Below are 20,653 nucleotides of genomic sequence, written 5' to 3' on the forward strand. Positions count from 1 at the left end.
CCTTGAATCACGACTCACGTTCCAAGAAAAGTGGGTAATAGGCCGGATTTCCGCTTTCCCAGGCCGCCGGGGGCGCCGAAGGATGCGGGCGAAAACTGTTCGGCGCCTGACCGAGCGAAACCCGGTCGACATAGTCCTTGCGGCGAACAAGTTCCGCGTAGACATGGGGCGAGAACGGCAATTGCAACTCGTTACCGTCAAGGGCGTTTCTGATGGCGTCCGCGTCGCGGCCGAAATCGAACCGGTCCACGCCGAGAAAATGGAATCCGGCGGTCGAGGATGATTGATGGCAGCCCATGCAGGACGACGTGTTCAGGCGTTCGAGCAGACCCGCGCCGGATTGCACGAATTTTGGTGACCTCCCGGGGACACCCGCCGCCGCGACGATCCGTGCCGCCTGCTCGCTGCCGATTGCGAGATCGAAGGGACGATTGGCCATGCGCGCGCTGCCGGCAGTGGAAAAACTCAGCGCGATATCGGCCTCCAGGCTCTCCGGTATCCTGAAGGTGCCGTTGTCGATCTCGGCGATGTGGCCGGCGAGATAGTCCTGCAACTGCTTCTGCTTGGCGGGATCCTTCAGGATTGCCTGCACATCAGGCGTATTTTCCAGCCGCGTCGGCTGAAACTTGCCATCCCTCAGCGCGAAGATCCGCATCCAGTAGATCGCCTGTCCGGCGAATTTGCGGTTCTCCATGTTTTCGAGGTCTGATGGAAAGCGCACCACCTGCGCATTGATCTCCATCTGTTTGAAGATTAGTCGCGAAAAATCCAGCGGCCCCTGCAGCAGGCGTTGGGCAACCACTGCCGGATCGTCAGCATCGATCCCGGCGACGCGCCAGAGCGAGGCGACGTCCTGGCAATTCCTGCCGTCATCCGCGTAACTGAACACCATGTTCACGGTGAACGGCATGCGCGACGCGTAAGTCTTGCCGTTCATCCTCACTTCGTAGCCGAGCCGGTAGATGAAGCGCAATTCGCCGCAATGCGCGGAATCGAAATCGCGGCGGTCCATCCGATTGACTACGCCCGACAGGAGGAACAATCCGTCGCTGGAGCCGAGCCATTTCTCGTTAAACACGCGCGCAACATTGCCATTCAGCCGCAGCGTCTTGCCAGCGTCCGTTTTGGCCGACTTCAGGTCGTAGGTTTTCAGGATCTCCTTTTCCCAATCGATGCCGAGTCCCGCTGTGATACGCGTGATGTCGGCGGACATCACGGCAGCGAACTGCGCGTAGGTCCCACTGAATTGAGACAAATCGCTCGCCCGCGTCGGGCCGTCGGCGACCGCCGGCTGCGGCAGCTTTTGCGCGGCGTGAATTTTCCTGAACAGGGTCACCAGCGAAAGCGCGGATGAATTGTCATGATCGAGCACCGCGAGCAGAGGCCCCTGGCTGATCAGGGTCGTCACCTCTGCGGAGGCCCGGGGAGACTGGGCAAAGCAGGGAGAGATCGTGAGGATCAAGAGGCAGAGTATTGAGATGAAGCGCATCTGCTGTTTCTACTACGTCAAGGCGCATCCTGCAATTTAAGGGTGAATGTCCCGAGGAGCCCGAGCTCGAGGAAAGAGGGAAAGCGCACGCTCTCCACATCGTCATTGCGAGCGCAGACACGCCGCAGCATCCTCGCGGCGCATTTCGCCCGAGCTTCCGAGACTTTCTGACGCGCCTCGTCATCACCGACAAGGGCACGTATCTTCTCCCGAACCTCAGAACGGGTTGGTTCGCCAAGCCCCTCATAATCCGACATACGCCACCATTTGGTCGATTCCCGCCTGCGCATTGCTTCGACAATGCGTCTACCCATCCAAAGGACCAGGTTTGAAATAGTGAAAGGCGACGGTCCGCCCTTTTTGCAGAGGCAATGCCAAGTCGACATCGGCACGTAGCGGCCACTTATCGGGCTCACCGCTGATCCAGGTAACTCCGCTCATGTCAGATGTTACGACAGCGTCGGCCAGTGCCGTCAGCATAACTTCCGCTCTGTCGTAAAATCGGCCACCGCTCGGCAGCGGTATCAAGCGCTGGAATGCATCCAGACAGATGACTCCGGATTCCCTCATCAGCCAGTCCCTCTCTGCATACACGGAATACCAGGCACCTGCGCGCCCCACTCTCAGAGGGGCGGCGTCCAGCAGGATCAAAGTCTCTACAAGGCGCGCCAAAAGCAGAGCGCCGGTGGGAAATTCACCGACATACATATCAGGCTTGGCGCGAATGGCATCGGCCGCGCTTATGGTCGGAATTTCATCATCCGGATGATTTGAGTTTTCGTTCATGCGTCAGCGTAACCCACCACTTCTCTCGACGCGGAAACAAAAAGGGGGGCCTACGCTACGCTACGCTACCCCACCCTACGCAGTTAGCTCTACGGCACGCCAAGGACCTCTTGCAGAGTATTGAGGATCTCGGTCACGAAGCGCTCATAGGCGGTCCGGTTTCCGCCCTTCTCGGCTATCCGTTCGGTCTGCCAAGCCAGGAAAGACGGCAGATACCAGAGCAAGGATAGCAAGCGCTTTGGTACCATCTTTTCGTCGCCGATCTTGATTGCGCGCAAGATGGCAAGGACCGCTTGTCCTCGAGTTGCATCATAATCGCCATTGCGGACGCGATCGAAGAAGCCATGCGTATTCCACTCGGTTTCCAGCTGCTCGATGATCGCGGCAATAGTCATCGGCAGGTCCCTTGGAAAGCGAAAATCTGACTCGCGGAGAGTCCCCCTCACCCGGATCGCATCTTCGATGCGATCCGGCCTCTCCCCGCAGGCGGGGAGAGGCGAAGTATCTCACGCCACCGCTGCGTCCGGCACGCGCGCGGATTCCATCGGCTGCTTGCCGCGGATCAAATCCGAGGCACGATCGGCGATCATCATAGTGGACGCATTCAAATTCGCCGAGATCATGCGCGGCATCACGGAGGCGTCGATGACGCGGAGGCCCTCCAACCCATGGACGCGGAGCTGGTCGTCGACCACCGCCCACGTGGAATCCGCCGGGCCCATGCGGCAGGTGCAGCCGGGGTGGAAGGTGGTGGTGCCGCGTTCGGTGGCGGCGGCGAGGAATTCGTCGTCGGTGTTGATGTTGGGGCCGGGGAAATCCTCGTAGGCGTAATAGGGCGACAGCGGCGCACTCTTCAAAAGCCTGCGCGCGAGCTTCATGCCGCCGACGATGACGCGGCGGTCGAGCTCGGCGTCGAGATAGTTGGTCTGGATGATCGGCGGCGCGAACGGATCGTTGGAGCGGATGCGGACATAGCCGCGGCTCTCCGGGCGCTGCTGCCAGGACGCCACCGTCATGCCGGGCTCGTCCTCGAGCTGGCCCTGCACGCCTTCCTTGTAGCTCGCCGGCGTGAAGGTGAGTTGCAAGTCGGACGAGTCCGCGCTCTCGCCGGAGTGCCAGAAGCAATAGACCATGGTCGGCGACAGCGAGAGCAGGCCGCGGCGCGCGGTCGCCCATTTCAGCGCTTCGATCCACAGCGAGAAGCCGCGGCGGAGCTCGTTGATGGTCTTGATGTCCTTCACGCGCGCCACGGTGCGCGGGGCGTAGTGATCCTGCAGACCTTCGCCGACCGGCAGCGCATGGCGCACCGCGATGCCGTGCGCGCCGAGCAGATCGGGTGAGCCGATTCCGGAGAGCTGGAGCAGCTGCGGCGAATTATAGGTGCCGCCGGACAGGATCACTTCCTTGTTGGCGCGCACTTCGACCGGCGTGCCGCCGCGGCCGCCCTTGCTGTAGCGCACGCCGACGGCGCGCTTGCCTTCAAAAATGATCTCGGTCGCGTGCGCGTGGGTGTGCACATGCACGTTCGGGCGCTTCATCGCGGGCTTGAGGAATGCGGTCGAGCCGGAGACGCGCAGGCCCTTGTCGATGGTGCGCTGGCAGTAGGAGACGCCTTCCTGCTTAGCGCCATTGTAATCGGGGTTGCGGGGAATGCCGAGCGAGACCGCGCCTTCCATGAAGGCTTCGCAGAGCGGATCGCGCCACTCCATGGTCGTGACGGTGAGATTGCCGTCGCGGCCGCGATAGGTGTCCTCGCCCTCGCCGACCCGCTTTTCCAGCCGCTTGAAGTAAGGCAGCACGTCGGCATAACCCCAGCCGCGATTGCCCATCTGCGCCCAGGTATCGAAATCCATCCGCTGGCCGCGATTGTAGATGTGGCCGTTGATCGAGGACGAGCCGCCGAGCGTCTTGCCGCGGGGCGCATAGATGCTGCGCCCGCCGGTGTAAGGCCCCGGCTCCTGCTGGTAGGCCCAGTTGATGCTCTTGATGTGGAAGGTCTTGATGAAGCCCGCCGGCAGATGGATGTAGGGGTGCCAGTCGCTCGGGCCCGCCTCGAGCACGCAGACGCTCACATTCGGATCTTCGCTGAGCCGGCTGGTCAGTACGCAGCCGGCGGAGCCCGCGCCGACGATCACATAATCGAATCTGTCCATGGTGCCTCGGCCGCTCAGCGCGGCTTGTCGTTGAGTTGATAGTTCAAATGCGTCCGCACCGTTGGCCATTCAGCGGCGGTGATGCTGTAAACCACGGTGTCTCGCAGCGTGCCGTAGGGCGTGACCTGGTGGCTGCGCAGAATGCCGTCCTGCTTGGCGCCCAGGCGCTCGATGGCGCGGCGGCTCTGGTGGTTGAAGAAATGCGTGCGGAATTCGACCGCGATGCAGTTCAGCGTCTCGAAGGCGTGGGTCAGCAGCAGAATCTTGCACTGCGTGTTGAGCGGCCCGCGCTGCGCGCTCTTGCCATACCAGGTCGAGCCGATCTCGACGCGGCGGTTGGCGGCATCGATGTTCATATAGGTGGTCTGGCCGACGATCTTGCCGCCGGCATCGAACACGGTGAACGGCAGCATCGAGCCTGCGGCCTGGAGGCCCAAGCGGCGGTCGATCTCCTTGGCCACGTTCTCCGGCGTCGGGATTGCGGTGTACCAGATCGTGTAGAGCTCGCCGTCCTTCACGGCCTCCACCAGCCCCTCGCGATGCTCTTTCGACAGCGGCTCGAGACGGGCGTGCTGCCCACGCAGGGTGACGGGATCAGGCCAGGGCATTTCTCTCTCCATAATGACTGCCGTCCATCCGGGGCGCGACGACGTCGCGAGCCCGGAATGGCGACGGACGCATCGGCACGGCTGCTCAGATACATTCACTTATTCAGAAAGTTCAACGGCAAACCGCCACGCGGCCAGTCCATGGCGATCAGCTCGCCCTTGCCTGAGAGCGTGATGTAGGCGGTCTTAAGCTCGGGGCCGCCGAAGGCGATGTTGGTGGTGACGCGGTCGCCGGTCGGGACCTGCTCGACCAGGGTCCCGTCAGGCGCGATCACCGAGATGCAGCCGGAAACGAGGGTGGCGACGCAGACATTGCCGTTCGCCTCCACAGCGAGCGAGTCGAACATCTGGTAGCCGCCGAGGCCGCAGATCGGCTTGCCGCGCTCGCCGCGGTAGATCACCTCGCGCGGCTTGAGCGTGCCGGGCGCGGAGAGCTCATAGGCCCAGAGCCGCCCCGTCGGGGTCTCCGCGATGTAGACGGTGTTCTCGTCCGGCGAGAGGCCGATGCCGTTGGCCGGCAGCACGCCATGCACGACCTCGACGATCTCGGTCATGCCGGGCTTGAGATAATACATGCCGCCGACATCCATCTCGCGGGCGCGGCGCTTGCCGAGATCGGAGAACCAGAGGCCGCCGTGCTTGTCGAAGACGAGGTCGTTCGGCCCGCGCAGATCGTGCTCGCCGCATTTGGTCACGACGGTCTCGACCTTGCCCGATTGCAGATCGACGCGCTGGATCGAGCCGCCGAGATAGCCGTCCGGCTGCGGGCCGGGCATGATCATCTTGGCGGTCGGAATCCAGGAGAAGCCGCCATTGTTGCAGATGTAGATCTTGCCGTCGGGGCCGAGGGCGGCGCCGTTCGGGCCGCCCGGCACCTTGGCGACGACCTCCTTGCGGCCGTCGGGATAGATTCGGGTCAGGCGCTGGCCGCGAATTTCCACCAGCACCACCGAGCCGTCCGGCATCACCACCGGCCCTTCGGGAAATTCGAGGTCGGTGGCGAGAACGCGAACGTTGGACATGGGGACCCTCCCGGCTGCTTGTTATGGCTTGCACGGGATGTCCGGCACGGGCCCCACACGCAAGATTTGCCTGCGGTTATGACAAAGTCGCCGGGGCTTGCCAAGCAAGCGGGATGGTATGCCAGCGTTGCAACGTAAAGCGCGATGACATATCGCGCTTTAGGTCTTGTTCGAGCATGATCTCTTCGGAAAACCGCCGCGCACTTTGCGCGAACGCGGCCCTTCGGGTCCGGATCGTGCTTACTCCCGCACTGGTATCCAAATCTCGAAGCCGCCATTGCCGGTCGCGGGATCAAATTTCTCGTCATAGCGCTCGAAGTTCGGCGCATCCGCGGCCTTCAGGCCGGACGCCGGCAGCCACTGATTCCAGATCGTGTTGACGGTGCGGCGGATCGAGGCGCCGTGCTCGGTGTGGGCGAACACCGCGTAGCGCTGCTCGGGAATGCGGATGCGACCGAAGCGGCGCGGCAGGTCAGAGAAATCGGCGACCTCGACGCCGGCGATGTAGTCGAAATTACCGGAATCATCGCCGTTGCAGCAGACGCCATAGGCGACTTGAGATTTTCCCTGGCCGATGCGTGCGGGAATGTCGGCGACTTCCTGATGGAAGCGGTGCCACAGTCCCGGAATGGCGGCGCCGTTGTCGCAGGAGATGCGCTCGGCGGGGCCGGCGACGAGGAAGGCCTTCGCGGTTTCGAAACGCGGCGGGACCAGATGGTCGAGCATGGTGGAATCCATGAGGATCGGCTCCTGAAGCTTGAGTTTGTCGAGGCACGTTGCCGCCCGCACCGCTTCGGGTGTGGTGCCAAACTGGTCGCGGAACGCGCGGGTGAACGCTTCGTGCGAGCCGTAATCCGCCTCCAGCGCCAGCGACAGGATGTCCGGCGCGCCGTTCGCAAGACTACGCGCCGCTTCCGTCAACCGCCGCGCGCGCACGTAGCGCATCACCGGAAGTCCGGTGGCTGCGGCAAACGCCCGCACGATGTGGAACCGCGACACGCCTGATATCGCAGCAATCTCGTCGAGCGTCATCGGCTCGGCCAGATGGCTCTCGATATACCAGAGCGCGCGCTGGGCTGGGTTCATGCGTCAAGGGCCCTCGTTCGAAGCCTGGCGATGATGCGCTGCCGGCCACCGCCTCGCTTGATCGGCATTGCTGTCCTCGCATGAGAATAGTTCCGGAATAGCCACTGGCAACGCCCCGGCATTGGCAGCTACACTCATTGCAACCGCTCACCAGAAAGAGGAACCGCGTCGTGGAAATCACCGATGTGCGGGCGCACCATATCCGCATCCCCTATGACGCCGGTGTCGCGAGCTTTCGCCAGGGCGCGTCCGCAATCTCCGCGCTCGACATGGTGCTGGTCGAGGTCACGACCGATGCCGGACTGACCGGCTGGGGCGATGCCTTTGCCTATGTCTCCCCGCGCACCACGCGAAGCGCCGTCGAGGAGATGATCGCGCCGCAGGCCCGCGGGCTGAAGGTTCCCGATGCCGCCGGCATTCCCGCGGTGATGGAACAGATCCAGCGCAACCTGCATCTGTTCGGCCGCTACGGCATCACGATGTTCGCAATATCAGGGCTCGACATCGCGCTGTGGGACCTGGCTGCGAAGATCGAGGGCGCGCCGCTGCATCGCCTGCTCGGAGCAAGCAAACGCTCGAACATCCCCGCTTATGCGAGCCTGCTGCGGATCGGCTCGCCCGAAAACATCGCCGGCGAATGCAAGAAGGCGCTCGCGCTCGGCTATGGCGCCATCAAGCTGCACGAGACCACGACGCCGGCGGTGTTTGCCGCGCGCGAGGCGATCGGGCCCGGCATCCCGCTGATGGTCGACATGAACTGCCCGCTCACAGGCGAGCAGGCGATCGCATTCGCGAAGGCGTGCGAGGACGCGCAGCCGATGTTTCTGGAAGAGCCGGTCTGGCCGCCGGAGGATTTTGCCACACTCGCCGAGGTCCGCCGCAAGGGCGGGCTCGGCGTCGCCGCCGGCGAGAACGCCTGCACGGAGTATCAATTCCGCCAGATGATGAATGCAGGCGCGGTCAGCCATGCCCAGCCGTCGGTGACCAAGGTCGGCGGCATCACGGAATTTCTGAAGGTCGTCGCACTCGCCGATCAGCTCGGCGTCAAGATCGTCCCGCACTCCCCGTATTTCGGTCCGGGCCTGCTGGCGACATTGCACCTGCTGGCGACGCGTGACGACGGGTTGGTCGAGATGTTCTATCTGAAACGCGAAGCGTGTCTGTGGGGCGGCCGCGCCGATGTCGATGCCACCGGCCACGTCGCAGTGCCTTCGGGACCCGGGCTCGGCTATGAGCCCGATCGCGGCGTGATGGAGCGCTACCGCGTGGCGTGACGGCGACCGCTATTTCGCCGCATCCTTCGGTGGCGGCGCGTCCTGCTTCTTCTTCAGATCGTCCGCGATCTTCACCTGTGCAGCCTGGAGATCGCCCAGCGTCTTCTGCAGGCCGGCCACAAGCGTCTTCAGCGCGTCGATCTGGCGGTTGGCGGCATCGAGCTTCTGCTGATGATCGAGCGTCAGCTTGGTGATCGTCTTCTGCAGGAAGTCGACGTTGCTCTGCAGGCAGCTCGTGCGCCGCTCCATGGTCTGCTCGACGGTGCAGATCTCGATGCCGGGCACGTCTTGCGCGCGGACCGGCGCAATCGCCAGCGGGGCGAGCAACAACATCGCGAAACAGACGCCGGCGCTTCGAAGCAGCATGCAGGTTCCTCGTCCGAATCAATCACGGCAATGTGCGCTTTTTGCTCGCCGACGCCGGAGGCTACCACACTCGTACCGCATTCTCGCGTTGAGCTTAGCTTGTTCCCTTGGACGGGGATCAGTGAACCGTGCGCGGAAGAAAGTGGGCGCTCTTTCCGCGACTTTGATTAGGGGAGATTTTTGGAATGGCAACGCGCGATAGACGTCTGGCGGAATTCGATGGCGCCGGCGAACCGCCACCTGGCCTGCCGGTGGAGGTGCTGTGCGAGGACCATAGCGGAACGTATCAACTGCCGTTCGCCTGCCGCTATGTCGAGGGCCGCTGGCAGAACGACGCGGCCGGCGTCCCGGTGGAGGCCACTGTCATCGGCTGGCGCGTGCCGCGCGCCAAGCACTCGGGCTTCGCCTGACGAGCGGCGTCTGTCTCAAAATGCAACGGGGCCGCGCTCTGCCTTAACGAACGGAACGCGGCCCGAACGAATCACGTCCGAATCAGCCGAAAGGCCGTGTACGCGGCTGTTCACGGCTAGATGTCGCAATAAGCCCGCACGCGTATACAATATCTGCGCAGCACGTGGGCCGGCCCGAGCCCGCCACGGGTGCTAAAAGTTAACGGCTTCAAAGACATGGCTGCCGGGTGCGGCAGCCCGGGCCTCGCTCCCAAAACAGGCAGGCGGGCGCCAGGCCTGCCTAATATTCGACCTCGAGCTCCTCGATCTCGGCCGGCTCATCCTTGGCCGCCGCGATCCATTCCATCATCTCGGGCATGGCCATGATGGTATCGGCATAGGCCTTCAGCAGCGGCTCGAGCTTGACGTCATAGGTCACGAAGCGCGTCACCACGGGGGCGTACATCGCATCCGCCATGGTGCGCCTCGCGCCGAACAGGAAGGGTCCGCCTGATTTCTCCAGGCAGTCGCGCCAGATGGAACAGACGCGGTCGATATCGGCCTGCGCGCGCGACCAGATCTTGAAGCCGGGGAAGTGCCCCTTCAGATTGACCGGCAGCGACGCGCGCAACGTTGTGAAGCCGGAATGGATTTCGCCGCAGATCGAGCGGCAATGCGCCCGCTGGACGCGGTCATCAGGCAACAGACCGGCTTCCGGCATCGCCTCGTTGAGATATTCGGCGATCGCCAGCGTATCCCAGACCACGGCGCCCTCGTGGCGCAGGCACGGCACCAGGATCGACGACGACAACAGCAGGATTTCCGCGCGCGCCGACGCGTCGTCCGGCGCGGTGACGATCTCCTCGAAATCGAGCCCGGAAAATTTCGTCAGCAGCCAGCCGCGCAGCGACCAGGACGAATAGTTCTTGCTGCTGATTGTCAGTGTCGCCTTCGCCATATGGCCTCTTCCCTACGCCTGTGACTTGCACGCCGCCCGGCCCGCGGGAGTGCTCATGACCTGTGCTTCCCGCAAAAGGAGGAGCAAGCGATGTGCCAGTTTTGAGGGCGGTAGGGCTCCCGTTTGGCTTCGATATTGCATGACAGCACGGGAAGGTGGGCGTTTCAGTATGATGTCGATGTATTATCAGGCCTTTCAGAACCATATGGACCTCACCGCGCCGTGGCGGGCGGGAGCTTCGTCCGCACTCAGATTCCTCAATCTGGTGCCGCAGGGCCTATCGGATCAGGTCGTCGGCCGGCTCTCCGCCGCGCTGGAGCTGATCTCGCGCTCCACCCTCACCTATCACCGTCCGGCCTACGGCATCGACAGCGTGATGGTGGGCAACCGTGAGGTCGGCGTCACCGAGGAGGTCGCCTACGCGACGCCGTTCGGCTCGCTGCTGCACTTCAGGAAGGACGGCGTGCCGGAGCAGCCGCGCATGCTGCTGGTGGCGCCGATGTCGGGCCATTTCGCCACGCTGCTGCGCGGCACCGTGAAAACGCTACTGCAGGATCACGACGTCTACATCACCGACTGGCACAATCCGCGCGACATTCCACGCCGCGAAGGCCGCTTCGGGCTCGACGATTACACCGATCATCTCATCGACTTCCTCGGCCAATTGGGCCCGCGTCCGCACATGGTCGCAATCTGCCAGCCCTCGGTCTCGGCACTCGCGGCCGCCGCGGTCATGTGCGAGGGCAACCACCCCTCGCGGCCTGCGACGCTGACGCTGATGGCGGGTCCGATCGACACGCGCATCCAGCCGACCAGGGTCAACGAGTTCGCCAAGAGCAGGCCGATCGACTGGTTCGAGCAGAACCTGATCAACTACGTGCCGGTGCAATGCCGCGGCGCGCTCCGCAAGGTCTATCCCGGCTTCGTGCAACTCACGGCGTTCGTCTCGATGAATCTCGAGCGCCACATCAAGCAGCACATGGATCTCGCCAACCATATCGCCAAGGGCGAGAAGGAGAAGGCCGCGAGCATCAAGACCTTCTACGACGAATATTTCGCCGTGATGGACCTGCCGGCCGAGTTCTACATCGAGACCGTGCGTGACGTGTTCCAGGAGCACCTGTTGCCGCAAGGCAAGTTGATGCACCGTGGCCGTCCCGTGAACACCAAGGCCGTCAGCCGCATGGGGCTAATGACGGTCGAAGGCGAGAAGGACGACATCTGCTCGATCGGCCAGACGCTCGCCGCGCAAGACCTCTGCACCGGTGTGCGCGCCTATCGCCGCGTCCACCACATGCAGGCCGGCGTCGGCCACTACGGCGTGTTCTCGGGCAAGCGGTGGAATAACGAGATCTATCCGCTGCTGCGGGATTTCGTGCACGTGAATTCCTGACTGTCATTCCCTGCCCATCGACTGGGGGAAAACGGCACGTGCCTAATGCACTTGCTCCAGCAGCTCTTTCGCTTCCACGACTTCAGAAAGATTTCGCTCCACATCGAATTCGGCCAGCACGGGAGCGAGCATTTCGGATACCCCGCCTGCTCGGCCATTTCTCTTGTGCAGGCGAGCAAGTCCAAGGGCGCTGCGCAGCTCGAAAGTCTTCGTCTGCTGGTGTCGTGCGATCTCAAGCGCTCGGTTGAGGGAAGCTTCGGCACTGGCTTCGTCCGAAGGATCAAGACGCGACAAAAGCTCGCCGCGGGCGCGATGCAACTCGGCATCAAGCCAATGCTGGCCGGATTGCCCGGTCCACGCGATCAATTCGCTCAAGATTTCCAGCCCGGTTTCGAGTTGGCCCGACGCTGCGTTCGCCAAGGCGACGTGCATCCCCCAAAACGGCTCACAGAGATAGCAGTCATTCTCGTGCAGCAAAGTCCAGCCGCGACGCATTTCCGTCAGTCCGGTCATTTGGTCAGAGCTGGCCCCGGTTGTTTGGACAGCGCCCCGCTGGATTTAAGTGGATTCCTGCCGGGTTATGCTGAACGCGGGGCTTTACGGTTTTGTCGTTGCGTCGGGAGGGCGTAGCCCGACCAGAGCGACGACAAAACCGTCGGCGACGGTCATGCGGCCATCACCATAGCTTGCGTGCCGAAGTAAGCCTCGTCGGGCGTGCGCCCGTCAAGGCTCGAGTGAGGGCGTCCCTGATTGTAGAAGGCCAGATACTTGGCAATTGACGCTCGCGCCTCGGACACGCTGTCGTAGGCGCGGAGATATACTTCTTCGTATTTGACCGTGCGCCAGAGCCGCTCGACAAACACGTTGTCGCGCCAGGCGCCCTTGCCGTCCATGCTGATGGCGATCTTCGCGTCCAGCAGCACATCGGTGAACTCGAGGCTGGTGAACTGGCTGCCCTGATCCGTGTTGAAAATCTCGGGCCTGCCGTGCTTCGCCAACGCCTCCTGGACCGCTTCGACGCAGAAGGCCGCCTCCATTGTGATCGAGACGCGATGGGCCAGGACCCGTCGGCTGAACACATCGACGACCGCCGCGAGATAGACGAAGCCACGCCGCATCGGAATGTAGGTGATGTCCATTGCCCACGCATGGTCGGGCCGCTCGATCTTCAATCCGCGCAACAGGTACGGGTAGATCTTGTGACCCGGAGCCGGCTTGCTCGTGTTCGGGCGACGATAGACCGCCTCGATCCCCATGCGCTTCATCAGCGTCGCGATGTGGCGGCGACCGGCGTATACGCCCTCCCGCCGCAGCAACGATCGCAGCATACGCGCTCCCGCGAAGGGATAATCGAGATGCAGCTCATCGAGCCGACGCATCAAGGCAAGGTCCTCGGCCGAAACTGGCCGAGGTTCATAGTAGACCGTGCTGCGAGCCAGCTTCAGGACCTTCGCCTGGCGCACGATAGAAAGATCATGATCGCGGTCGATCATCGCTTTGCGCTCAGCAGGCCCGCCTTGGTGAGCGCGCCGGACAAAAAATCGTTTTCCAACGCCAGCTCGCCGATCTTGGCATGTAACGCCTTCAAATCGACCGGCGTCTCGGCCGATGTCTTGTCATGCCCAAACACGCCGGCGGCGCCTTCCAGGAGCTGGTTTTTCCAGATCGTGATCTGGTTCGGATGAACATCAAACGCGCCAGCTCCGCCAGTGTCTTGTCGCCTTTGACCGACAGCCAAAGCAACCTTCGCCTTGAATGCCGGAGAATGCGTCCGGCGGCTCTTCTTCGTCATCTTCGCTCCTGATTCGCAGCAAGAATCCTCGCCGCTGTCAGGCAGAAAATCCACTCAAGCTACTGTCCGAATTTGCGGGGCCAGCTCTGTCGCCTGCACGCCACTTGGCGAGGCCATTCAGATAGGTGCCGGCGGCCACATACAACGGCATCGTGTGGTCGCGCGCGAGACCGAGCGCCAAGATCGTCTCCGTTTGCTGCAACACGCCTCCGCATAGTCCGTCGAACACGGCGCGATGAACCAGCGCGTTGGCCTGGGACAGCGCCCGTTTTTCTCCCGAAGCACTCACCGCTTCGGCAGCGAGGCGGCGTGCACGCGCGATCCTGCCAAGCGGCCAAAGCACCAGGGCAAGAAACCTCATGATCACGAACGGGAGATCCAGTGCCGAAGCCCTGAACGTCGCTGGATCCCGCTCGGCGCCGTAGATCTCTAGTGCCTGCTCAAGATGCGTTCTCGCGTTCAAATAGTCGCCCCCGAACCAGCAGGTAGCCCCGCCCGTCCAATGTGCGACGACGACGGCGGCCACCGGTGAGTCCGGTCGTCGGTCAGCGGCGCTCATGATGGCATCCGCGAGCTCACGCATCGGAGCGAGTTCGCCGTGTGTCAGGCAAGCATTGAAGAGACCCGAATGGACCGGCGCGAGTTCAACGGGATCATTGATGTCGGCCGCGAACTGTCGGGCACGCGTCCATGCGGCTACCGTTTCGGGAGCGCTGTGGCCGAGGCGGCCTCGCAATGCACGGCCATACTCGATTTGAAGATGCAGCCTGCTCATCATCCGGCGGGGATCATCCGGCACCTCATCGGCGGACGCGATCGCCTTGCCGAGATGCGCGATCGCCTCGGAATAGGCCGAGCGCTTCAGCGCTTGCTGGCCCGCCTTGCGCCACCATTCGAAGGCGATCTCGCTCAGCCCCGCCTCAGTGAAGTGGTGTGCCAGAACTTCCGGCTCAGTCTCGGCAACGACGGGAAACTTCTCGCGCAGGACATCGCCGATGCGCTTGTGAAGCACCTGCCGTTTGCTCTTGAGCAGGCCTTCATAGGCCGCTTCCTGAACGAGAGCGTGCCTGAAGCTATAGTTTGCGTCCGGCGGTGTCCCGCGACGCACCAGCAGTTCCGCCTCTTCGAGTTGCCCCAGCGCAGCGCTCAGCGTCAGATCATCGCGTCCTGTCACATATCTTAGCAGCGCGTATGAAAAGTCGCGGCCGATGGCGGCGCCTATCTGCGCCACCTCCTTGACGGGAGCCAACCGGTCGAGCCGCGCCATCAGCGAATCCTGCAGCGTCGCGGGAATAGCGAGCGGCGGGAGCGGGCTATCGAGGCGGTAGCGTCCGGAATCCTCGACGAGCAGTCCGGACTCCAGCACCATCTTGGTCAGTTCCTCGACGAATAGCGGGATGCCGTCCGTCTTGTCGATGATCTGCTCGATCATCTCGCGCGGCAGCTGGCGGCCAACGGTCACCTGCTCGACCAGCGCACGCGTGTCCTGCCGGTCGAGCCGGTCGAGCCGCAACAGGCTGACGTTGGCGAGGCCCGACCAGGAGGGCTCGAACTCTGGCCGGGACGTCATGAGCATGAGTATCGGCAGTCCCCTGATCCGGTCGACCCCGAGATCGAACAGTTCAAGTGTCGTGGCATCGGCCCAATGCATATCCTCGCAGATAACCAGCAGGGGTTGCTCTCGCGCCAACCCCTCGAGCTGATCGAGAAGCGAGGCAAATGTCTGTCGCCGCTGCTGCGCCGGGCTCAAACCAAGCGGCGGATAATGGTCGCCGGTTGGAATCGAAAGGAGAGCCGCAATGAGCGGTGTCGCCCGGGCGACCTGTTGCGTTCCAAGCGCCAGCATTGCCTCAAGCTTGTCGAGCTTTTGCCCCGGCGTGTCGTGCGAGCGGATACCGGCTGCGCGCTCCAGCTGCGCGACAAAGGGATGAAGCGCGCTGTTGGTGTGGTAGGGCGAACACTGATATCGCACCCGGCGGTGCGCCCCCAACGCGGGGTTTTCAGACAGCGTTGCGACAATGCGCGACTTGCCGATGCCTGCTTCGCCGGAGATCAACACCATCTGGCCCTGCCCCTGCCATGCCAATCGCTGGCGCGAGAGCGTGAATTCGATCTCCTCCTTGCGACCGACAAAGCCGATCGAACGCGCTGCGCGGACCGCCTCGAAGCGACTTTCCGATGCGGCCGCCCCCTCGACCGCCCAGACCGCGATGGGTTCGGCTATCCCCTTGACCTCGCGACGGCCGAGATTGCGAAAAGTGAAGAGATCGCCAAGCAGCCGCCGCGTCGACGAGGCGACGACGACCACTCCCGGTTCCGCCAGGCTCTGAAGCCTGGCAGCAAGGTTTGGTGTATCGCCGACCGTTGCGTGCTCCTCCGACGCATCGCCGCTGATGAGGTCACCGATCACCACAAGCCCGGTCGCGATTGCGATCCGCAGTTCAACCCGTTCAGTGGCGCCCGTCCTGAGGCGCCCGACCGCAGCGATGGTGTCGAGGCCCGCTCGCACTGCGCGCTCCGCATCGTCCTCGTGGGCGCGGGGATAGCCGAAATAGACCAGTATTCCGTCCCCGACGAACCTGGCGATCCTGCCGTCATAAGCAGCGATGACGCCCGCACAAGCGGCGCGGTAGGCCCGGATCACTTCCCACATATCCTCGGGATCGAGACGCGCGGAGAGCGCAGTCGAGCCGACCAGGTCGCAAAACATAACGGTCAGGTGACGCCGCTCGGCGTCGTGAGGAGGAGCCGGCGATGCGATCAACGCGGCTGGATCGAGGTCGGCAATGGCACGCAGCATCTTGCGGCGATGGCCAAGCAGGACTCCGAGCTTATCGAAGTCCTCGGCCATCAGTTCGGGAAGGACGCCCATGTCGATCCCATTTTGGACAAAACGCTCTGCGTATTGTCCAAGCCCCAGCTTCTCGAGCCACTCCGCAATCTGCATTGGCTCCACCGATCGTGCGGTTGGCGGTTAGCAGAATTTTGGGCCACGGCGCGCGGGGACAATATCTCAACGCCACCATGATGGCACGTCTTGTTTGTTGCGCGATAACTTAGGTTGCTCAGTACCGATGCCGCTTCCAAGCAAGGACATTGCTCGATGCAAACTGCGGCGCTACTAAAAATCGTCTGCACGCAGCGTTGGACGACAGAAGTTGCGATGAGCCGTCAACCACTCGCCTTCAGACCTGACGTCAGCACTGGCACTGGTGCCCACATCACGACGCCAAGCAGACGTTTTTCCGTGAGCACAATTGTCCTCATTCCTCGTCCTTGGGCACTACGTAGTTGCGCGCCATCGTTCCCGCCGCAACTTGAAGCGAAGACCCAACGACCCAACAGCCGGCGAGAAAAGCTATCAGCCCATTGGGTAGGCTTTGATCAAGGACAAGGATGCTGACGGACAGAGTTGCTGCAATCGCCGCGCCGAACGTACCGGCCGCACTCATGATCTCAGCAACCTCAGAGCCGTTGTATTCTTCCGAGGTGCTCGAAATCGACCTCCGAGCGACAGACCGGGACAAATCAATTCCAACATAATAGCTGAGAGCTCCGTAGAGCATTGTTAGCAGCACGATCCAGCCGCTTTCAAAAAGCCCGCCTTTCTGACGCAACAGGGTCGCACCCACATAGAGGCCGCAAGAGGCCCCAACGGCTGCGAGCCCAATTCTTTCGAGGAGATGGGCCGACTTGATAAGACTGGAACGGGCGATCCCAAGATTACCGGCGTACCTCGTCAGGGAAAACGCGCTGGAAACTGCGTTGCCTATCTTCATTGGGGGCTCCTCAATAAGTAGCAGCCTACCGGCCGACCCCGATTAGAAGCTGCGTGGACGCGCTTCGCGATGCCCTTGATTCCAATTTCCAAAAGATGTGGCTGAGTGATGGGGCTGGCTTGCTCGTAACCAAGACGAGGGCCAGTCCAAAGCTGCGAGCTCGCGGCTTCGCAGGCATTGCATCTCACCCGTGTCTGTCAATCAGCTCCGGGTGCAGCAATTTCTTGGGGGAGAGTTAGCTCGAAAAGAGAGTGATGGACTATGAGACTGTTCACAGACTGATGCTCCCTCCCGCTCCATCCAGTCACGATCTCAGGAGGACTAAGTTTGCATCGTTGCATACGCGGGAGCGCAGAAGCGCGAACTGACAGGCGCCGTGAGTTCGCAAGCTGTCCGCGGCGCGCCGCAGAAATCTCGTCAGGCGGATGGCCGATGCCGTCGGCGAGATTGGCCGGATTGAAGATGGAACTTTGACGCGAAAACGCTCCACGTGTCGCGCCCGCCATGGGTTTCGCGGCGCCATGCGCCCGGACTGACGCCGACCATCTGCGTGAACACCCGCGTGAAATGGCTTTGATTGGCAAATCCGGCCGAGATCGCAATCTCGGACAGCGGCAGGTTGCGGACCGTCATCAGCTGCGTGGCCGCCTTCACGCGCTGGCGCAGCAGCCATTGATGCGGCGGCAGGCCGGTGGAGATCCGGAATGCGCGTGAAAAGTGGCTGACCGAAAGGCCGAGCTCGGTCGCGATCTGCTCCAACGCGACCTTGCCTGAGAGATCGGAGTCGAGCCGGTCGCAGGCGCGCTTCACCTGCCATGGCGCGAGGCCACCACGGTTAGGCTCTGCGACAGGCTTCAGCCCGCCATAGGTCTGGGCGACGTGGGCGGTGAGCGCGAGCATCATGTGATCGACGAAAAGCTGGTTGGTCTCGTCAGGCCGACGCAGTGCTTCCTGCAAGCTGGCGCCGATATGACGGATGACCCCGTCGTCATGGCCCACACCGGGCTCGTAACTGAGCTCGCCAATGCGCGGCGCGCCGGGTTGCCTTGCCATGTCGTGAAGGGCCGAGCGCGGCAGATAGAAGAAGAGCGAGTGAAACGGCTTGTCGATCACATAGCGCGGGTCGCGCTTGAGGTCGTACAGATAGGTCGCGCCCGCACGAATATCCTCCCTGGTGACGTAGCGGCCTTCCTCCCAACATTCGCAAGCGGGATAGTCGCGGAGCTTCAGGCTGACGAGGTAAGCATCTTCAGCCGGCAACGAGCCGGAAAGTTCGGACGTCGGCTTGTCATTGCGGACTTCGGTGACCGCAAGCTCCGCGCTGCGCAGCGAGCGCGTGATCAGAACCGGAGCTTCCTTCACGTGAAGGCCCCGCCCGAGCCTCTGCCCGTAGACGCCTGCTTGTGTCATTTCAATATTCCATCCGTGAAAGGCACGTCTGCGTCGGCCTTTCCGAGTCGATGCATTATCGGAGATCGACGGCCGACGGTCCAGCTTCGCCGGATTAGCATATAGATTGTGGCAGCCGGTCGCACTCCGTCGCGACGAGGTGAATTCATTGTGATTTCAGCACGATTTCACAGGCTTGGCATCGCGAAGGACAACACCGTTAACGTGTGCGGCAGATCATGGCACGATTTTATCGTGCGTTCTGGAAAGCACCCGCTGCGCGCCTTTGCGCCGCTAGGCCGACCATTCCTCGCCCCAGACCTGGACGACGTGGCCGGGCGAGACTTCGCGATACTGCCGGACCGGCGGCTGATAATCCGGTGCGCGCACCGGACTTCTGATCTCGTCGTTCGAGGTCTCGCGCTTCGTGCCGCGGCGCGATGGATCGGGCACCGGCACCGCGGCCATCAGCTTCTTCGTGTAGGGATGCTGCGGATTGCCGAACAAGGCTGCGCGCGGGCCGGTCTCGACGATCTCGCCGAGATACATCACCGCGACACGATGGCTCATGCGCTCGACCACCGCGATGTCGTGGGAAATGAAGAGATAGGCAAGGCCCATGCTGGCCTGGAGGTCGAGCATCAGGTTGACGACCTGCGCCTTGACCGAGACGTCGAGGGCGGAGACCGCTTCGTCCGCAACGATCAGCTTCGGCCCGAGCGCGAGCGCGCGCGCAATGCAGATGCGCTGGCGCTGGCCGCCGGAGAATTCGTGCGGAAAGCGCGCGGCCATGTCCGCGGTCAGGCCGACGCGTACGAGGAGGTCGGCGACCTTGTCGCGCGCCTGAGAGGCAGTCGCGAGACCGTTGGCCTGCAGCGGCGCTGCGATCGCCGTCCCCACCGACATGCGCGGATTGAGGCTCGCGAACGGATCCTGGAAGACGATCTGCATCTGCTTGCGGAAGTCGCGCAAGGTCCGGGCGTTCATGGCGAGGACATCCTGGCCGTCGACCAGGACGGTGCCGCTGTCCGGCTCCGTCAGCTTGAGGATGGAGCGACCGGTGGTCGACTTGCCGCAACCGGATTCGCCAACCAGCGCCAGCGTCTCGCCGGCGCGCAGGGTGAAGGAGATGTTCTCGACCGCGTGGACGCGGCCCGAAACCTTGCCGAACAAGCCGGAGCGGATCGGAAAGCGCGTGGTGAGATTGGCGACTTCGAGCAGCGGCCGCTCGGCGGTTGAGACCGTCTCAGGTGTCTCCGTCGGCTCGTCCGAGGTGCCCGTCACCTTGTCGACGATCGGAAACCGCATCGGCCGCGTCCGCCCGCCCATCGAACCGAGACGCGGCACAGCCGCGAGCAGCGCGCTTGTGTAGGGGTGCGAGGGTGCTGCGAAGATGCGCGCGGTCGCATCGGTCTCGACGGCCTGCCCGCCATACATCACCACGGTACGGTCCGCGATCTCGGCGACCACGCCCATGTCGTGGGTGATGAAGAGGATCGACATCCCCTCCTCCTGCTGGAGCTCCCTCAGCAGCTCCAGGATCTGCGCCTGGATGGTGACGTCGAGCGCCGTGGTCGGCTCGTCGGCGATCAGCAGCTTCGGCTTGCAGGCGAGCGCCATCGCGATCATCACGCGCTGGCGCATGCCACCGGAGAAACGATGCGGATGCTCGTGGAAGCGTGATGCCGCCGCGGGAATGCGGACACGATCGAGCAGACGGATGGTCTCGGCCTCCGCCGCCGCGCGCGACAGGCCGCGATGCTGGATCAGCGCCTCGGCGATCTGGAAGCCGATGGTGAGCACCGGATTGAGGCTCGTCATCGGTTCCTGGAAGATCATGGCGACATCGTTGCCACGAACATCCGTCATGCTCGCTTCGGACAGCGTCAGCAGATCGCGGCCCGCGAGCGTGACGCGCCCCTCGACGCGGCCGCTCTCCTTCGGAATGAGCCGCATGATGGAAAGCGCGGTGACGCTCTTGCCCGAACCGGACTCGCCGACGATCGCCACGGTTTCTTTGGCCGCGATATCGAACGACACGTCGCGGACGACGGGAATCCATTGCCGCTCGCGCAGAAAGGACGTGGTCAGGCCCGCGACCGACAACACGGGCGCCTGCGCTTCGGCAACGATCGGATCAGGCGTGCTTGCGCCGGTGCTCATGCGATT

General features: G+C 63.0%; 16 protein-coding genes and 2 pseudogenes. 3 read left to right on the plus strand and 15 right to left on the minus strand.

All coding sequences use genetic code 11. The features are described from left to right. Positions 1–7: 7 nt before the first annotated feature. From J4G43_RS41120 to J4G43_RS41150, 7 genes are all read right to left on the minus strand, one after another. Positions 8–1,489 carry a hypothetical protein gene (locus tag J4G43_RS41120; protein WP_208088368.1) on the minus strand — a complete coding sequence of 494 codons (1,482 nt, stop codon included), beginning with the start codon at positions 1,487–1,489 and terminating at the stop codon, positions 8–10. Positions 1,490–1,795: 306 nt separating this feature from the next. Continuing rightward, complete coding sequence (locus J4G43_RS41125; protein ID WP_208088369.1) at positions 1,796–2,275, minus strand: hypothetical protein; 480 nt, start codon at positions 2,273–2,275, stop codon at positions 1,796–1,798. Positions 2,276–2,364: 89 nt separating this feature from the next. Beyond that, positions 2,365–2,670 carry a hypothetical protein gene (locus J4G43_RS41130; protein WP_208088370.1) on the minus strand — a complete coding sequence of 102 codons (306 nt, stop codon included), beginning with the start codon at positions 2,668–2,670 and terminating at the stop codon, positions 2,365–2,367. A 111-nt stretch (positions 2,671–2,781) separates the two neighbouring features. Beyond that, complete coding sequence (locus J4G43_RS41135; RefSeq protein WP_208088371.1) at positions 2,782–4,428, minus strand: GMC family oxidoreductase; 1,647 nt, start codon at positions 4,426–4,428, stop codon at positions 2,782–2,784. 14 nt (positions 4,429–4,442) lie between these two features. Next, positions 4,443–5,036 carry a GNAT family N-acetyltransferase gene (locus J4G43_RS41140; protein ID WP_208088372.1) on the minus strand — a complete coding sequence of 198 codons (594 nt, stop codon included), beginning with the start codon at positions 5,034–5,036 and terminating at the stop codon, positions 4,443–4,445. A 95-nt stretch (positions 5,037–5,131) separates the two neighbouring features. Continuing rightward, entirely contained in the window at positions 5,132–6,058 is a 927-nt protein-coding gene (locus J4G43_RS41145; protein WP_208088373.1) for an SMP-30/gluconolactonase/LRE family protein, read from the minus strand. 240 nt (positions 6,059–6,298) lie between these two features. Then, positions 6,299–7,144: an AraC family transcriptional regulator gene (locus tag J4G43_RS41150; RefSeq protein WP_208088374.1), complete on the minus strand. Its 846-nt coding sequence runs from the start codon at positions 7,142–7,144 to the stop codon at positions 6,299–6,301. A 170-nt stretch (positions 7,145–7,314) separates the two neighbouring features. Here J4G43_RS41150 and J4G43_RS41155 point away from each other — a divergent pair, with 170 nt between their 5' ends. Continuing rightward, positions 7,315–8,418 carry a mandelate racemase/muconate lactonizing enzyme family protein gene (locus tag J4G43_RS41155; RefSeq protein WP_208088375.1) on the plus strand — a complete coding sequence of 368 codons (1,104 nt, stop codon included), beginning with the start codon at positions 7,315–7,317 and terminating at the stop codon, positions 8,416–8,418. A gap of 9 nt (positions 8,419–8,427) precedes the next feature. On the opposite strand, the gene J4G43_RS41160 is transcribed toward J4G43_RS41155, so the two are convergent. Continuing rightward, positions 8,428–8,784 (minus strand): hypothetical protein, encoded by a 357-nt coding sequence (locus tag J4G43_RS41160; protein ID WP_208088376.1) that lies wholly within the window; start codon positions 8,782–8,784, stop codon positions 8,428–8,430. 185 nt (positions 8,785–8,969) lie between these two features. On the opposite strand from J4G43_RS41160, the gene J4G43_RS41165 reads away from it, so the two are divergent. Beyond that, entirely contained in the window at positions 8,970–9,194 is a 225-nt protein-coding gene (locus J4G43_RS41165) for a hypothetical protein (protein ID WP_041953164.1), read from the plus strand. A 280-nt stretch (positions 9,195–9,474) separates the two neighbouring features. Here the strand turns inward: J4G43_RS41165 and J4G43_RS41170 are convergent, their stop codons facing one another. Then, complete coding sequence (locus tag J4G43_RS41170; RefSeq protein ID WP_208088377.1) at positions 9,475–10,131, minus strand: glutathione S-transferase family protein; 657 nt, start codon at positions 10,129–10,131, stop codon at positions 9,475–9,477. Positions 10,132–10,300: 169 nt separating this feature from the next. On the opposite strand from J4G43_RS41170, the gene J4G43_RS41175 reads away from it, so the two are divergent. Further along, positions 10,301–11,524, plus strand: a complete 1,224-nt coding sequence (locus J4G43_RS41175; protein ID WP_187387949.1) for a polyhydroxyalkanoate depolymerase — start codon at positions 10,301–10,303, stop codon at positions 11,522–11,524. 42 nt (positions 11,525–11,566) lie between these two features. On the opposite strand, the gene J4G43_RS41180 is transcribed toward J4G43_RS41175, so the two are convergent. The 6 genes and pseudogenes from J4G43_RS41180 to J4G43_RS41205 all read right to left on the minus strand — a co-directional run bounded on the left by J4G43_RS41180 (position 11,567) and on the right by J4G43_RS41205 (position 20,647). Continuing rightward, the gene (locus J4G43_RS41180; protein WP_225005409.1) at positions 11,567–12,037 is read right to left on the minus strand and encodes a hypothetical protein; all 471 of its coding nucleotides are present in this window, start codon (positions 12,035–12,037) and stop codon (positions 11,567–11,569) included. A gap of 152 nt (positions 12,038–12,189) precedes the next feature. Further along, positions 12,190–13,316: pseudogene (locus tag J4G43_RS41185) on the minus strand (IS3-like element ISRj2 family transposase). 85 nt (positions 13,317–13,401) lie between these two features. Continuing rightward, a pseudogene (locus tag J4G43_RS41190) lies at positions 13,402–16,263 on the minus strand (adenylate/guanylate cyclase domain-containing protein); the annotation flags it as partial. A gap of 316 nt (positions 16,264–16,579) precedes the next feature. Next, positions 16,580–17,095, minus strand: a complete 516-nt coding sequence (locus J4G43_RS41195; RefSeq protein ID WP_166102263.1) for a hypothetical protein — start codon at positions 17,093–17,095, stop codon at positions 16,580–16,582. Positions 17,096–17,512: 417 nt separating this feature from the next. After that, positions 17,513–18,505, minus strand: coding sequence for a helix-turn-helix domain-containing protein (locus J4G43_RS41200; protein ID WP_225005412.1), 993 nt, complete (start codon positions 18,503–18,505; stop codon positions 17,513–17,515). A 273-nt stretch (positions 18,506–18,778) separates the two neighbouring features. Next, positions 18,779–20,647 (minus strand): ABC transporter ATP-binding protein, encoded by a 1,869-nt coding sequence (locus tag J4G43_RS41205; protein ID WP_208088378.1) that lies wholly within the window; start codon positions 20,645–20,647, stop codon positions 18,779–18,781. Positions 20,648–20,653 lie beyond the last annotated feature (6 nt).

Source organism: Bradyrhizobium barranii subsp. barranii (assembly GCF_017565645.3).
Classification (GTDB): Bacteria; Pseudomonadota; Alphaproteobacteria; order Rhizobiales; family Xanthobacteraceae; genus Bradyrhizobium; species Bradyrhizobium barranii.

What these genes read in the sequence shown, in the direction of transcription:
- J4G43_RS41120 (WP_208088368.1), bottom strand. Translation starts at nt 1,489, where the DNA reads ATGCGCTTCATCTCAATACTCTGCCTCTTGATCCTCACGATCTCTCCC.
- J4G43_RS41125 (WP_208088369.1), bottom strand. Translation starts at nt 2,275, where the DNA reads ATGAACGAAAACTCAAATCATCCGGATGATGAAATTCCGACCATAAGC.
- J4G43_RS41130 (WP_208088370.1), bottom strand. Translation starts at nt 2,670, where the DNA reads ATGACTATTGCCGCGATCATCGAGCAGCTGGAAACCGAGTGGAATACG.
- J4G43_RS41135 (WP_208088371.1), bottom strand. Translation starts at nt 4,428, where the DNA reads ATGGACAGATTCGATTATGTGATCGTCGGCGCGGGCTCCGCCGGCTGC.
- J4G43_RS41140 (WP_208088372.1), bottom strand. Translation starts at nt 5,036, where the DNA reads ATGCCCTGGCCTGATCCCGTCACCCTGCGTGGGCAGCACGCCCGTCTC.
- J4G43_RS41145 (WP_208088373.1), bottom strand. Translation starts at nt 6,058, where the DNA reads ATGTCCAACGTTCGCGTTCTCGCCACCGACCTCGAATTTCCCGAAGGG.
- J4G43_RS41150 (WP_208088374.1), bottom strand. Translation starts at nt 7,144, where the DNA reads ATGAACCCAGCCCAGCGCGCGCTCTGGTATATCGAGAGCCATCTGGCC.
- J4G43_RS41160 (WP_208088376.1), bottom strand. Translation starts at nt 8,784, where the DNA reads ATGCTGCTTCGAAGCGCCGGCGTCTGTTTCGCGATGTTGTTGCTCGCC.
- J4G43_RS41165 (WP_041953164.1), top strand. Translation starts at nt 8,970, where the DNA reads ATGGCAACGCGCGATAGACGTCTGGCGGAATTCGATGGCGCCGGCGAA.
- J4G43_RS41170 (WP_208088377.1), bottom strand. Translation starts at nt 10,131, where the DNA reads ATGGCGAAGGCGACACTGACAATCAGCAGCAAGAACTATTCGTCCTGG.
- J4G43_RS41175 (WP_187387949.1), top strand. Translation starts at nt 10,301, where the DNA reads ATGATGTCGATGTATTATCAGGCCTTTCAGAACCATATGGACCTCACC.
- J4G43_RS41180 (WP_225005409.1), bottom strand. Translation starts at nt 12,037, where the DNA reads ATGACCGGACTGACGGAAATGCGTCGCGGCTGGACTTTGCTGCACGAG.
- J4G43_RS41195 (WP_166102263.1), bottom strand. Translation starts at nt 17,095, where the DNA reads ATGAAGATAGGCAACGCAGTTTCCAGCGCGTTTTCCCTGACGAGGTAC.
- J4G43_RS41200 (WP_225005412.1), bottom strand. Translation starts at nt 18,505, where the DNA reads ATGACACAAGCAGGCGTCTACGGGCAGAGGCTCGGGCGGGGCCTTCAC.
- J4G43_RS41205 (WP_208088378.1), bottom strand. Translation starts at nt 20,647, where the DNA reads ATGAGCACCGGCGCAAGCACGCCTGATCCGATCGTTGCCGAAGCGCAG.